Origin of the sequence: Streptomyces sp. NBC_01591, from assembly GCF_035918155.1 — a bacterium.
Lineage (GTDB): Bacteria > Actinomycetota > Actinomycetes > Streptomycetales > Streptomycetaceae > Streptomyces.
This window is the reverse complement of sequence record NZ_CP109327.1, coordinates 6,386,256-6,398,259: the sequence shown is the minus strand read 5'-3', so window position 1 is coordinate 6,398,259 and position 12,004 is coordinate 6,386,256. Positions and strand designations below refer to the sequence as shown.

The 12,004-nt window shown below is 70.1% G+C and carries 12 protein-coding genes and 1 pseudogene; 1 reads left to right on the top strand and 12 read right to left on the bottom strand.

Annotated elements, in window-relative coordinates; translation table 11 throughout:
* Positions 1-146: 146 nt before the first annotated feature.
* The 3 genes from pyrH to rpsB form a co-directional block, all read right to left on the bottom strand.
* Positions 147-923, bottom strand: a complete 777-nt coding sequence (pyrH, locus tag OG978_RS29605; protein WP_326768121.1) for a UMP kinase — start codon at positions 921-923, stop codon at positions 147-149.
* A 159-nt stretch (positions 924-1,082) separates the two neighbouring features.
* Positions 1,083-1,919, bottom strand: coding sequence for a translation elongation factor Ts (gene tsf, locus OG978_RS29600; protein WP_326768120.1), 837 nt, complete (start codon positions 1,917-1,919; stop codon positions 1,083-1,085).
* A 99-nt stretch (positions 1,920-2,018) separates the two neighbouring features.
* Positions 2,019-2,963, bottom strand: a complete 945-nt coding sequence (gene rpsB / locus OG978_RS29595; RefSeq protein ID WP_326768119.1) for a 30S ribosomal protein S2 — start codon at positions 2,961-2,963, stop codon at positions 2,019-2,021.
* Positions 2,964-3,240: 277 nt separating this feature from the next.
* Here rpsB and OG978_RS29590 point away from each other — a divergent pair.
* A pseudogene (locus tag OG978_RS29590) lies at positions 3,241-3,750 on the top strand (peptidoglycan DD-metalloendopeptidase family protein); the annotation flags it as partial.
* A gap of 233 nt (positions 3,751-3,983) precedes the next feature.
* Here OG978_RS29590 and OG978_RS29585 read toward each other — a convergent pair.
* From OG978_RS29585 to lepB (OG978_RS29545), 9 genes are all read right to left on the bottom strand, one after another.
* Positions 3,984-4,550: a TetR/AcrR family transcriptional regulator gene (locus OG978_RS29585; protein ID WP_326770206.1), complete on the bottom strand. Its 567-nt coding sequence runs from the start codon at positions 4,548-4,550 to the stop codon at positions 3,984-3,986.
* A gap of 118 nt (positions 4,551-4,668) precedes the next feature.
* Positions 4,669-5,505 carry an RNA polymerase sigma factor WhiG gene (gene whiG, locus OG978_RS29580; RefSeq protein WP_326768118.1) on the bottom strand — a complete coding sequence of 279 codons (837 nt, stop codon included), beginning with the start codon at positions 5,503-5,505 and terminating at the stop codon, positions 4,669-4,671.
* 240 nt (positions 5,506-5,745) lie between these two features.
* Positions 5,746-6,906, bottom strand: coding sequence for a DNA-processing protein DprA (dprA, locus tag OG978_RS29575; protein ID WP_326770205.1), 1,161 nt, complete (start codon positions 6,904-6,906; stop codon positions 5,746-5,748).
* A 107-nt stretch (positions 6,907-7,013) separates the two neighbouring features.
* Complete coding sequence (locus OG978_RS29570) at positions 7,014-8,639, bottom strand: YifB family Mg chelatase-like AAA ATPase (RefSeq protein WP_326768117.1); 1,626 nt, start codon at positions 8,637-8,639, stop codon at positions 7,014-7,016.
* The gene (locus OG978_RS29565) at positions 8,639-8,998 is read right to left on the bottom strand and encodes a YraN family protein (RefSeq protein WP_326768116.1); all 360 of its coding nucleotides are present in this window, start codon (positions 8,996-8,998) and stop codon (positions 8,639-8,641) included. The genes OG978_RS29570 and OG978_RS29565 overlap by 1 nt, the downstream gene beginning before the upstream one ends.
* A gap of 127 nt (positions 8,999-9,125) precedes the next feature.
* On the bottom strand, positions 9,126-9,434 hold the full coding sequence (locus tag OG978_RS29560; RefSeq protein WP_003965949.1) for a DUF2469 domain-containing protein: 309 nt from the start codon (positions 9,432-9,434) through the stop codon (positions 9,126-9,128).
* 63 nt (positions 9,435-9,497) lie between these two features.
* Positions 9,498-9,986 carry an NUDIX hydrolase gene (locus OG978_RS29555; RefSeq protein ID WP_326768115.1) on the bottom strand — a complete coding sequence of 163 codons (489 nt, stop codon included), beginning with the start codon at positions 9,984-9,986 and terminating at the stop codon, positions 9,498-9,500.
* A complete protein-coding gene (lepB, locus tag OG978_RS29550) occupies positions 9,976-10,728 on the bottom strand; it encodes a signal peptidase I (protein WP_326768114.1) in 753 nt (250 codons plus the stop codon). The genes OG978_RS29555 and lepB (OG978_RS29550) overlap by 11 nt, the downstream gene beginning before the upstream one ends.
* Before the next feature lie 50 nt (positions 10,729-10,778).
* A complete protein-coding gene (gene lepB, locus OG978_RS29545) occupies positions 10,779-11,582 on the bottom strand; it encodes a signal peptidase I (RefSeq protein ID WP_442817761.1) in 804 nt (267 codons plus the stop codon).
* Positions 11,583-12,004 lie beyond the last annotated feature (422 nt).

Sequence of the window (12,004 nt, the reverse complement as noted above, 5' to 3'; positions counted from 1 at the left end):
GTGCTCGGGCCCGGCGGGTCCTGCGTCGCGTCCTCACCTGCACGGTGTCCGACCGGCAGGCCGTTGTCCATCCTTCGGGGCCGGTCCCGGGGGATCCCCCGAGGGCCCGGACCTTCCCGTCGTACTCCGGGAAGGCCCCCCGGTCCTCAGGCCCGGGTGCTCCGGTCACTCACGAGCGTGCCGATCTTCTCACCCTTGACCGCACGGGCGATATTGCCGGCGGCGGTCAGCTCGAAGACGAGGATCGGCAGGTCGTTGTCGCGGCAGAGCGTGATGGCGGTGGCGTCGGCGACCTTGAGATCGCGGGCGAGAACCTCGCTGTACTCGAGCGCGTCGAACTTCACCGCGTCGGGGTTGCTCTTCGGGTCGGAGTCGTAGACCCCGTCCACCCCGTTCTTGCCCATCAGAAGGCCCTCTGCGTCGATCTCCAGCGCGCGCTGGGCGGCAGTGGTGTCGGTGGAGAAGTACGGCATCCCCATGCCGGCGCCGAAGATGACGACGCGGCCCTTCTCCAGGTGGCGCACGGCGCGCAGCGGGATGTACGGCTCCGCGACCTGCCCCATGGTGATGGCGGTCTGGACGCGGGAGTCGATGCCCTCCTTCTCCAGGAAGTCCTGGAGTGCGAGGCAGTTCATGACCGTGCCGAGCATGCCCATGTAGTCGGACCGGGCCCGGTCCATGCCGCGCTGCTGGAGCTCGGCACCGCGGAAGAAGTTGCCGCCGCCGATGACGACCGCGATTTCCGCGCCGTCACGGACGACCGCCGCGATTTCCCGGGCGATGGCGTGTACGACGTCGGGGTCGACACCGAGACCCCCGCCGCCGGCGAACGCCTCTCCGGACAGCTTCAGCATGAAGCGTCCGGCCACCTTGCCGTCGTCGCGCTTGTGGTCACCTTTTGCGGCGTCCGCGCCCTTGTTCATGGAGATTCTCCTCGTGCACATACGAAGAAGGCCATTGCCGGTGGGTCTGGTGTCCCTCAGCGGCAATGGCCTCCTCGTCAGATCTGCGGTCGTACGGCGTGAGTGCGGCCGACGACTGCACTAGACCCTATCGGGGTCCACCGTTGTTCGCGGACGGACTCAGATGCCGACCTTGATGCGCGAGAAGCGCTTCAGGGTGACACCGGCCTCGTCCAGAACCTTCTGGACGGACTTCTTGCTGTCCTTGGCGAAGGCCTGCTCCAGGACGACGACGTCCTTGAAGAAGCCGTTGACGCGACCCTCGACGATCTTCGGAAGGGCGGCCTCGGGCTTGCCCTCCTCGCGAGAGGTGGCCTCGGCGACACGACGCTCGTTCTCGACCGTCTCGGCCGGGACCTCGTCGCGGTTGAGGTACTTCGGAGAGAAGGCGGCGATGTGCTGCGCGACGTCCTTGGCGACCTCGGCGTTCTCCTTGTCGAGCTCGACAAGGACACCGACCTGCGGCGGGAGGTCGGGCATCGTGCGGTGCATGTACGCAGCCACGTAACCGCCGGTGAACTGCGCGAAGCGGTCCAGGACGATCTTCTCGCCGAGGTTGGCGTTGGCCTCGTCGACGTACGCCTGGACGGTCTTGCCGGCCTCGATCTCGGAGGCGAGCAGCGCGGCCAGGTCTGCCGGGGAGGTCGCGGCGACGTGGGCGGCGAGCGTGTTGGCGACGGTCTGGAACTTCTCGCCCTTGGCGACGAAGTCCGTCTCGCACTTCAGCTCGAGCAGAACGCCGGAGGTCTTGTCCTCGGAGATGAGGGAGACGACGGCGCCGTTCTCGGCAGAACGGCCCTCGCGCTTGGCGACGCCCTTCTGGCCCTTGATACGGAGCGCCTCGACGGCCTTGTCGACGTTGCCGTCGGCCTCGTCGAGCGCCTTCTTGCAGTCCATCATGCCGGCGCCGGTCAGCTCGCGGAGCTTCTTGACGTCAGCGGCGGTGTAGTTCGCCATGAGTCTGGGTTTCTCTCTCGAAGTCTGAAAGATCTACGGGTGAACGGCGGGGGCGGTGCCTGTGGCACCGGCCCCCGCCGTCATCAGCCGTGACGGGTGTCAGGCCTGCTCGGCGTCCGCGGCCGGAGCCTCGACAGCGGGGGCCTCAGCAGCAGCCTCGGCGGCGGGGGCCTCAGCGGCAGCCTCGGCGGCGGGGGCCTCAGCGGCCTCGGCGTCCGCGACCTTCTCGGTCTCGGCGGAGGTCTGCACCTCGGTGTCGGCCTTCTTGTCGCCCTCGAGCAGGTCGCGCTCCCACTCGGCGAGCGGCTCGCCGGCAGCCTTCTCGCCCGGCTTCGAGTCACCGGTGGCGGCACCGGAACGGGCGATGAGGCCCTCGGCGACGGCGTCGGCGATCACGCGGGTGAGCAGGGTGACGGAGCGGATCGCGTCGTCGTTGCCCGGAATCTTGTAGTCGACCTCGTCGGGGTCGCAGTTGGTGTCGAGGATCGCGACGACCGGGATGTGGAGCTTGCGCGCCTCACCGACGGCGATGTGCTCCTTCTTGGTGTCGACGATCCAGACGGCGCTCGGCACCTTCTGCATCTCGCGGATACCACCGAGGGTCTTCTCCAGCTTGGCCTTCTCGCGGGAGAGGACCAGGAGCTCCTTCTTGGTGAGGCCGGAGGCGGCCACGTCCTCGAAGTCGATGAGCTCGAGCTCCTTCAGACGCTGAAGGCGCTTGTAGACGGTGGAGAAGTTGGTGAGCATGCCACCGAGCCAACGCTGGTTGACGTACGGCATGCCGACGCGCGTCGCCTGCTCGGCGATGGCCTCCTGGGCCTGCTTCTTCGTACCCACGAACATGATGGAGCCGCCGTGGGCGACGGTCTCCTTGACGAACTCGTAGGCGCGGTCGATGTACGACAGCGACTGGAGCAGGTCGATGATGTAGATGCCGTTGCGCTCGGTGAAGATGAAGCGCTTCATCTTCGGGTTCCAGCGACGGGTCTGGTGACCGAAGTGGACGCCGCTTTCCAGCAGCTCCCGCATCGTGACGACGGCCATGGCCGTACTCCTTGAGGTGCTCGGTTGTCGCGACCGCAGGATTGCTGTCGCGCCTGACGCCCCGACGCGCCGTGCCACAAGGGACCGAGGAGCGCGGCCACCGTCCGCAGAGAGGGAGGTGGCGGGGCGTGCGAAGTCGACCCGGTGACCCGGATCGCCATAGGAAGTGTACGGGACGGCCCGGGTGCCGGGTGACGGCGCTGTCCACAACCGGCTGGTTGTCCACAGGTCCGGTTCATGATCCCCGCGGATCGGGGGGCTGCGGGACGGTTCTGCCATGCGATGCACAACTGATCCGACCGACCCGGCCGCTCCCGCGGGGTCCGCTTCCCCCCGCGTGCGGCAGGCGCTCGTGGTGGCGGTGGTGGCCCTGCTGGCGGTGGTGTGCGGCACACCGGTCGCCACGGCCGGAGGGCCGACGCCCGCGCCCGCTCCCGTGCCGGGGCCGGGGCCGGCACCCACGCCGGGACCGGTCGGCGACCGGGTCTGGCCGCTTGCTGGGCGGCCTGCGGTCGTACGGGGCTGGGAGCCCCCGGACGGCGCCTACGGGCGGGGCCACCGCGGAGTCGACCTCGCCACGGAGCCAGGCGCTGCGGTGCTCGCTGCCGCCTCGGGACAGGTCTCGTTCGCAGGGCGTGTGGCGGGGCGCGGGGTGCTGGCGATCGAGGTGTCGGGCAGCGGCGATCCGCCGCTGCGGACCACGTACGAACCGGTGCGCGCGCTCGTCGCGAAGGGCGAGAAGGTGACGGCGGGGCAGGTGGTGGCGGTCGTGGAGGCGGGGCCCTTCCACTGCGCGTCGGGCTGTCTGCACTGGGGACTGCGGCGCGGTGACACGTATCTGGATCCGCTGACGCTGCTGCCGCCGTCGCTGCTGCGACGGGGCCCGTCCCGGCTGCTCCCGGTGTTCGGCGTGCCCGAGCCCGAGCCCGAGCCCGAACCCGCGCACTCGGCCGAGGGGACCGGGGACGGGCTCGCCGCCCCCGGCGTTATGCTCGCGGTCGCCGCGACGCGGCGACCGCGTCAGTCCCGTACGCCCTGCACGCCTCGGAGAATCATGGTGACGGCGGTGTCCGCGATCACGGCCGGCTCCTCGGCCACGGCCAGTTCGATACGCCGCACCGCGGCGTCCACCGAACCCTGAAGCAACATCGCCGCCAGCCTCGGCTGTGCGTGGCCGAGGTCGCCGAGCGCCTCGACGATCATGGCGATCAGGCCGCCGTGCGCGGCCCTGATCTTCTCGCGCGCCCCGGCGTCCAGTTCGCTCGCCGAAATGGCGACGACCGCCCGGTGACGGCGGTCCCCGACGAGGTCGAGCTGCCGGCGCACATAGGCCTCGATCTTGCCCTCGGGCGTCGTGGCCTGCTCCATCGCGTTCTCGACCTCGGCCGCCCAGACGGGGAAGTCGACGGAGCAGAGCTCTTCGACGACGGCCGCACGGGAGCGGAAGTACTCGTACACGGAGGACCGGGCGAGGCCCGTGCGTTCGGCGAGGGCGGGGAAGGTCAACGCCTCCGTACCTCCCTCGGACAGCAGGGAGCGTGCGGCGTCCAGGAGGGCGCCGCGCTGCATGGTCCGGTGCTCGGCCACCGAGGCCGCTCGAATCCTGGGCACGCGTCCACTGTACGGCGACCGGTGTTCGAGAGGGCGCGTGCGGCCCTGATCGATGGCTGAAGCGGCCATGGCCGGCACCGGCCGCGAGTGGGTCTCAGCGTCCGGCGTCGGCCAGTTTCGCGCGCAGCTGCAGCACCGATTTGGTGTGGATCTGGCTGACCCGGCTCTCGGTGACCCCGAGCACATTGCCGATCTCGGCGAGGGTGAGGCCCTCGTAGTAGTAGAGCGTGACGACCGTCTTCTCGCGCTCCGGAAGCGTGTTGATGGCCCGGGCGAGCAGCCGCCTGAGCTCGCGGTCCTCGGCGACCTCCACCGGATTGTCGGCTGTGGTGTCCTCGAGCGTGTCCATCAGGCTGAGCCGGTCGCCGCCCTCGCCGCCGACATGGAGCAATTCCTCCAGCGCGACCACGTTCGCCAGCGACAACTGGCTGAAAACCGCATGCAGTTCCTCCAGCGCGATACCCATCTCCGCGGCGACCTCCGCCTCGGAGGGGGTGCGTCGCAACTGCGCCTCCAGCGTGGCGTAGGCGCGTTCCACGGCCCGCGCCTTCTGGCGCACCGAGCGCGGGATCCAGTCCAGCGCCCGGAGTTCGTCGATCATCGCGCCACGGATGCGGGTGATCGCGTAGGTCTCGAACTTGATCGCGCGCTCGATGTCGAACTTCTCGATCGCGTCGATCAGTCCGAAGACCCCCGAGGAGACGAAGTCCGCCTGCTCGACGTTGGAAGGCAGGCCCACGCTCACCCGGCCCGCCACGTACTTCACCAGCGGTGAGTAGTGCAGGATCAACTGCTCCCGCAGTCGCTCGTCGCCCGTGGACTTGTACGAACGCCACAACTCGTCGAGCGAGGAGGGTGCAGGGGGGCGCACAGTGCCACGCGCAGCCGGTGGTACTGCCGCGCGGTCAGACCCGGAGGTGTGCTGGGGCATGTGGTGCCTTGAGCCGTTCTGCTGTGAAGTGCTGGGACGTATGTCTGAGTCGGAATCCTTGTGAGCGTAGCGTGACTGTGATGTCGCGGTCCGCGCAGGATAGAGGATCAGCGCTGTGCGAATCTGGCCGATCCGACATGACTGAGGTCCGGGGCCGTCGCCGCCTGCGTCGGCCCCGGAGGCGTCACTGAAGGATCCGCCGAGGTCATCGGCATCACCTTTTCACCCGAATGCTCCAGGTCAAGTACCGCCTCGCCGCGCGTCGCCATTGCAAGTCGGTCGCGGCGTCAACTGCCATCCATCGCCATCCCGTTCGACGAACCCCAGTGAGTGCAGTTCGTACAGCCTGCCGAGCGCTTCGTCGGCGCTGGTTCCGGCGGCGCGGGCCACATCGCGCCCGCTGACGGCACCCCGGTACGGCAGTGCGTCGAGGACTCTGGCGGAGACCGCGTCCAGCTGGTCCCTGGGGTGCACGGGGCCGCGTCTGGCCGGGGCGAGTTCGCCGATCTCCCCCACCAGTTCGGCGACTTCCGAGGCATCGGTCACCAGAATGCCTTCTCCGCGGAGGAGTTCATGGACCCCTGCCGACAATCCACTGGTGGCGGGTCCCGGCACGCCCATGGTGAAGCGGCCGAGCCGCTGTGCGCAGCGCGCGGTGACCAACGAACCACTGCGGTATTCGGCCTCGACCACGACCGTCCCGCGCGTCAACGCGGCGATGACCCGGTTCCGGAGGATGAATCTGCTGCGGGTGGGATGATCGGACGGTGGTAATTCGCCGATGACGAGCCCCTGTTCCGCGATCCGTCCGATCAGCTCGGCGTGTCCCCGGGGGTAGGGGACGTCCACTCCGCAGGCCAGGACCGCCATCGTCGCCCCGCCGACGGCGAGCGCGCCGCGGTGCGCCGCCCCGTCGACCCCGAACGCGGCTCCCGACACGACCACCCATCCCAGCTCCGCGAGTCCCGCGCCGAGGCCGGCCGCCATGTGCGATCCGTAGGGTGTGCAGGCGCGGGCGCCCACCACGGCGACCGAGCGCAGCGCCCAGAGCCGCAGATCGCGGGGCCCCCGCACCCACAGGCCGGTCGGCCTGGCGTCCGCGAGGTCGTCGAGCTGACTGGGCCATTCCCGGTCACCGGGGCAGACGAACCGCCCGCCGAGCGCGGCGACCGCCGAGAGGTCCCGCCCGGGGGCGGCGCTCTCGGCCCGCAGCCGGTACCCGGCGAGCCGTTTCGGGGTCATTCCGCTCAACTGCTCCGCGGTGCCGTCCCTGGTGGTGATCCGCCGTATCAGCTCGACGGCACCGCACTCGCGCAGCCAGCGGCCGCCGTGCTCGTCCCCCGGCTCGATGATTCGGGTCAGGGCGGCCCTCGCCAACCGCTCCTGACCGCTCACCGCCATCCCCGGCCTCGCACCGGGCCCCTCCCCCTGGTCGTCTTCCGGAACCCGCCCCCGTACGTCCCCCGACGGGTCCTGCCCCTTCGCCCGCCCACCGTCCGCCTGCGGCTTCATGACGCCCCGGCGTTCGTCAGGGCGCCCCGCGAGATCCCGGTCCGCAGTTCCAGCGCGACCGCGATGTCGGACGCGTCCGGGCGGTCGGCGCCGCGCAGATCGGCAACCGTCCACGCCACCCTGAGAACCCGGTCCAGGCCCCGCGCGGTGAGCATGCCCCGTTCCATGTCCCGTTCGGCTTCCATGAGCGCGCCCGGTGCCGCGACCAGCCTGGTCCGCAGCTCATGGCCGGGCACCTCGCTGTTGGTGGACCACGCGGTGCCCGCCAGCCGGTCCGCGGCCCGCGCCCTGGCCTCCCGGACCCGGGCCGCGACGGAGGCTGTCGACTCGCCCCTGCCGCCCTGCCCCATCAGGTCCTCGCGCCTGACCGGGTCGACGAGCACTCGCAGATCCACCCGGTCGAGCAGTGGCCCGGAGAGTCTCGCCTGATAGCGCCTGACCGCGGACGGCGGGCACTCGCAGCCGGCCCCCCTGAGGCTGTGCCGGCCGCACGGGCAGGGGTTGGCGGCCAGCACCATCAGGAATCTGGCGGGCAGCCGCACCACCCCGGCGCTGCGTGCCACCACCACATGCCCCGATTCCAGCGGCTGGCGCAGCGCGTCCAGCGCCCGCACCGAGAATTCGGGCGCTTCGTCCAGAAAGAGAATCCCCCGGTGGGCCAGCGAGACCGCGCCGGGCCGCGGCAGTCCGTTGCCCCCGCCGACCAGCGACTGCATCGTCGCCGAGTGGTGAGGTGCGCAGTAGGGCGGCCGGCTGACCAGCGGCTCCCCCGGCGGCAGAATGCCCGCCACCGAGTGCACCGCGGTCACCTCCAGGGATTCCTTCCTGGTCAGCGCCGGCAGGATCGCCGGCAACCGCTCGGCCAGCATGGTCTTGCCGGCGCCCGGAGGTCCCGAGAGCAGCAGATGGTGACCGCCGGCCGCGGCGACCTCCAGGGCCTTGCGGGGCCGCTCCTGCCCCGCCACGTCCGCCAGATCCAGTGGGTTCCCGTCGCCCTGTCCGGCCCCGCGGGCGAGCTCGGTGCCGATGCCCGCGCCGGGCACCATCAGCCCGGCCAGCATGGTGTCGGGGCGCCCCTCGTCGTGCGCCTCCCGCTCGTCGGGCACCGGCTCCTCGCAGAGCACGGCGATCAGCTGCCGCAGGCTCCGTACGCCGAGGACGGAGACCCCGGGGACCAGCGCCGCCTCCCCCACCGTCTGTTCGGGCACGACGACCTGCCGGTACCCGGCCTCCGCGGCGGCGAGCACGGCCGGCAGCACGCCGCGCACCGGCCGCACCCGGCCGTCGAGCCCGAGTTCGCCGATCATCACCACATCGGCGATGGAGGCCGGATCGATCCGCTCGGCCGCCCCCAGCACCGCGCAGGCGACAGCGAGATCGAACCCGGATCCGCCTTTCGGCACGGAGGCGGGCGACAGGCCCACCGTGAGTTTCTTCTGCGGCCACTCGGCCCCCGAATTCACCACCGCGGCCCTGACCCGGTCCCGGCTCTCCACCAGGCTCTTGTCCGGCAGCCCCACCAAGGTGAACGCGGCCACCCCCGCCTCCAGGTCCGCCTGGACCTCCACCACCACACCCTCGACGCCGACGAGCGCCACCGAGCACGCCCGCGCGAACCCCATCAGGCCACCCCCCGCGCATGCTCGGCGACGGGCGCTCCGCGCCTGGGCAGCATCACGCCGACCAGGTCGATCCGGACCCCGCCGGACGGTGGGCCGCCGTGCCGGTCGATCCAGATGCCGGCCAGCCTCCGCAGCCGCTCCGCCTTGACCGGCGTAACAGCCGCCATCGGGTGCTCGAATGCACCCGCCCTGCGGGTCTTCACCTCGCAGACCACCAGTGCGTCGCCGTCCATCGCGACGATGTCGATCTCACCGGCCCGACAGCGCCAGTTCCGTTCCAGTACGGACATGCCGGCTTCGGCCAGCAGCCGCACCGCCAGATCCTCGCCGTACCGCCCGAGTGCCCCCCGTGCGTTCATTTCGGCACCACCTCCGGGACCGACTCTGACGCGTCCGGTCCCGGTTTGTGGATCTTGGTGGACAACTCGGGAATTGTGGATAACCCGGCCACCCGGAAGCGGGAATCAAGACCCCCTTTGAGTGGGCTCAGCCACCGGGAAGTTCGAGATCGCTCTTGTTGAGCTCCTCGATGTTGACGTCCTTGAACGTCAACACGCGTACCTGCTTGACGAACCTCGCGGGCCGGTACATGTCCCACACCCAGGCATCCGCCATCGATACTTCGAAAAACACCTCACCCTGAACCGAGTGCACCTGCATCTCGTAGTCGTTGGTGAGGTAGAAGCGCCGTTCGGTCTCGATCACATATTTGAACAGACCGACGACATCTCGGTACTCCCGGTAGAGCTTCAGCTCCATCTCGGTCTCGTACTTTTCGAGGTCCTCGGCGCTCATTGGCATGTTCCCCTTCAGCCGTGCGTCCCCCCATTGTGCGCCAGGCCCCGGGCCCCTGGGCGCTTAGGCGATTTCGGGGTCGAGAACCAGTGGCGTACGCGGAGGACCCTCGTCGAGCAGCGTGCGCAGCAACTCGGCGAGCCTGGTCGGGTACACCGTCTCACGCGCCGCCGACAGTTCGGCGGAGGTCCACCACCTCAGACCCGCGACACTGCGCTGCTCCAGCCCGGTCTGCCCACTGGTGTCGGTGGCGGTCTGCCTCGTACGTGCCAGGAAATACCACTCGTCCTGGTCCCAGCGGCGTCCGTCGAACGGGAATGAACACATCCGCTGCCAGAGCAGGGGGCCCAGCTCGACATCGGTGATCCCGGTCTCCTCCGTGAGCTCGCGCAGCGCGGCCTCCTCCCGGGTCTCGTCGCCCTCCAGGCCGCCGCCGGGGGTGAACCACCAGGTGCTCTCCGGATCCTCCGGTTCGAACCCGTGCATCAGGAGGATCCGGTCGTCGGGGTCCAGGAGCACCACCCTGGCGACCTTCCGCTTCTCAGTGCGCACCGGCGGTCACCCTTCCGCCCTTGTTCCGTGCCGATCGCGCGGACCGTGCCGCGATCGGGCCGTATGCCGCACCGCCCAGGATGAGCACCACGCCCACGAGAACGGCCCCGAGCTGCAGCCGCAGCGGTCCGGGCGAGGACACCCCGCCGGGGAGGGGGGCGAAGGCCCGTGGACGCTCGACCATGCCGTTCAGCGGCCAGGCGATGGCATCCACCCGGGCCTGTACGGCGTCGCGGGGGACGGAACCCTGGCCCGCGTCGTCCAGGTGGACCCGGGAGTCCAGTGAGGCTGTGCGTTCGTCACCCAGCAGGAAGAGCTGCCCCTTGGGCACCTCCGCCGTGAAGTTCTCGGCCGAGGCGCGGCCCTTCGTGTGCAGATACGGTTCGTCAAGGGGCTTGCCGTTGACCGTGAGCCGGCCGTCCTTCCCGCAGCAGGCGATCTTGTCGCCGCCGATCCCGACGACCCGCTTCACCATCGGCAGGTTGGCGTCCCACGTGGGATCGGTGAAGACGACCACGTCGCCGCGGTGCACCTCGCTGCCGTCGATCCGCTGCGCGAGTATCCGGTCACCGGCGTGCACCGTCGGCGTCATCGACTCGGTCGGCACCGTGTACGGCTTGTAGACCACCGCCCCCCAGGCGAACCCGCCGAGGAAGAGCACACAGCCGACGGCCACGGCCAGCCCCGACAGCATGCTGCCGAGCCGACCGTGGCCGTCCCCCGTACGTCCTTTTCCGCTCATCCCAGCGCCCCCACCTCGGAGATCGACAATCGCTGATCCGAGTCGGCACCCTACCCGGCGGTACGCCCGCTGGTCAGCCTCCTGCGGCGCCACAGCACGAGAGGCAGCGCACCCGCGACGCCGAGTGCCCCCGGGGCCAGGCCCGCCGCCACACTGATCCCCGGCTGGTCGAAGGTGTCCGGGACCGGCAGGGTCGCCCAGCGGTTGATCGGCCACGCCACCACCACGGCCCGCCCCACGACGTCCTCGACGGGCACGAAGCCCTTGGTCGCGTCCTCGGTGTGATAGCGCGAGTCCCAGGAGTTCTGCCGGTGGTCGCCCATCACCCAGATCTTGCCTTCGGGCACCTTGAACGGCCCGAACGGCTTGTCGTCGCACGCCGTGTCGCCCGGGAAGATGTACGGCTCGTCGAGCGCCTTCCCGTTGACCTCGACCGGACCGCCCTTCGCGCACTGCACGGTGTCGCCACCGACCGCGATCGTCCGCTTGATCAGGTCCTTCTCCTCGGTCGACGGCATCAGACCGATGAAACTCAGGAAGTCCTGCACCACGTTCGACTCAGGAGTCGGCTCCCCGGCCAGCCAGTTGTCCGGATCGTGGAACACGACCACCTCACCGCGGTCGGGCTCCCCGCCGAACCACGGCGTCAGCTTGTCCACCAGCACCCGGTCGCCCCGCTGGAGCGTGTTCTGCATCGAGTCCGAGGGGATCGAGAACGCCTGCACCAGAAACGTCTTGATCAGCAGCGCCAGCACCAGTGCGATGCCGATCAGCAGAGGCAGCTCCTTCCAGAAGGGACGCTGCTTCCTCGCCTTCCTGCCGTCCTCGTCCGCGGCCCGCTCTTCCGCGGGCACATCCGGATCCGGTGTCTCTCCTGCCGGATCGGGCGCAGGCTCAACGGGCTGGTCGGGCCTCTTCGCGGGCTCTCCATGTCCAGGTCGTACACCGGCAGCCACGTCACTCACATCCAGTCCTCACTCTGCGCCCCGCCTGCTCCAGGACCCTGTCCGAAAGGCCCCCTGCCCCGAACAACGAGCGGGAGTTCCTGAGGGCCACTGATCCACCGACCGCCCTGCCGTGCGCGGGCTGCCCGGCATCCCCGGGCCACCCACCACACAACCGCCCTCCGGTTACTCGGCGTGCTCGCCGAGCGACCGGAGGGCGGTTTCATCCGTACCGTCCGGTGCCCGCGTCACGGGCACCGGCATCCTTCATCACGTACCGGACGGCCCGGGCCGTCCGGTACCCCCTGTGCAGCTGTACTGATCGGTCGTCA

Coding starts and splice junctions, on each gene's coding strand:
- whiG (WP_326768118.1), bottom strand. CDS start 5,505: ATGCCCCAGCACACCTCCGGGTCTGACCGCGCGGCAGTACCACCGGCT.
- OG978_RS29560 (WP_003965949.1), bottom strand. CDS start 9,434: ATGAGCGCCGAGGACCTCGAAAAGTACGAGACCGAGATGGAGCTGAAG.
- dprA (WP_326770205.1), bottom strand. CDS start 6,906: ATGGCGGTGAGCGGTCAGGAGCGGTTGGCGAGGGCCGCCCTGACCCGA.
- tsf (WP_326768120.1), bottom strand. CDS start 1,919: ATGGCGAACTACACCGCCGCTGACGTCAAGAAGCTCCGCGAGCTGACC.
- OG978_RS29570 (WP_326768117.1), bottom strand. CDS start 8,639: ATGGGGTTCGCGCGGGCGTGCTCGGTGGCGCTCGTCGGCGTCGAGGGT.
- lepB (WP_326768114.1), bottom strand. CDS start 10,728: ATGAGCGGAAAAGGACGTACGGGGGACGGCCACGGTCGGCTCGGCAGC.
- rpsB (WP_326768119.1), bottom strand. CDS start 2,963: ATGGCCGTCGTCACGATGCGGGAGCTGCTGGAAAGCGGCGTCCACTTC.
- pyrH (WP_326768121.1), bottom strand. CDS start 923: ATGAACAAGGGCGCGGACGCCGCAAAAGGTGACCACAAGCGCGACGAC.
- OG978_RS29565 (WP_326768116.1), bottom strand. CDS start 8,998: ATGAACGCACGGGGGGCACTCGGGCGGTACGGCGAGGATCTGGCGGTG.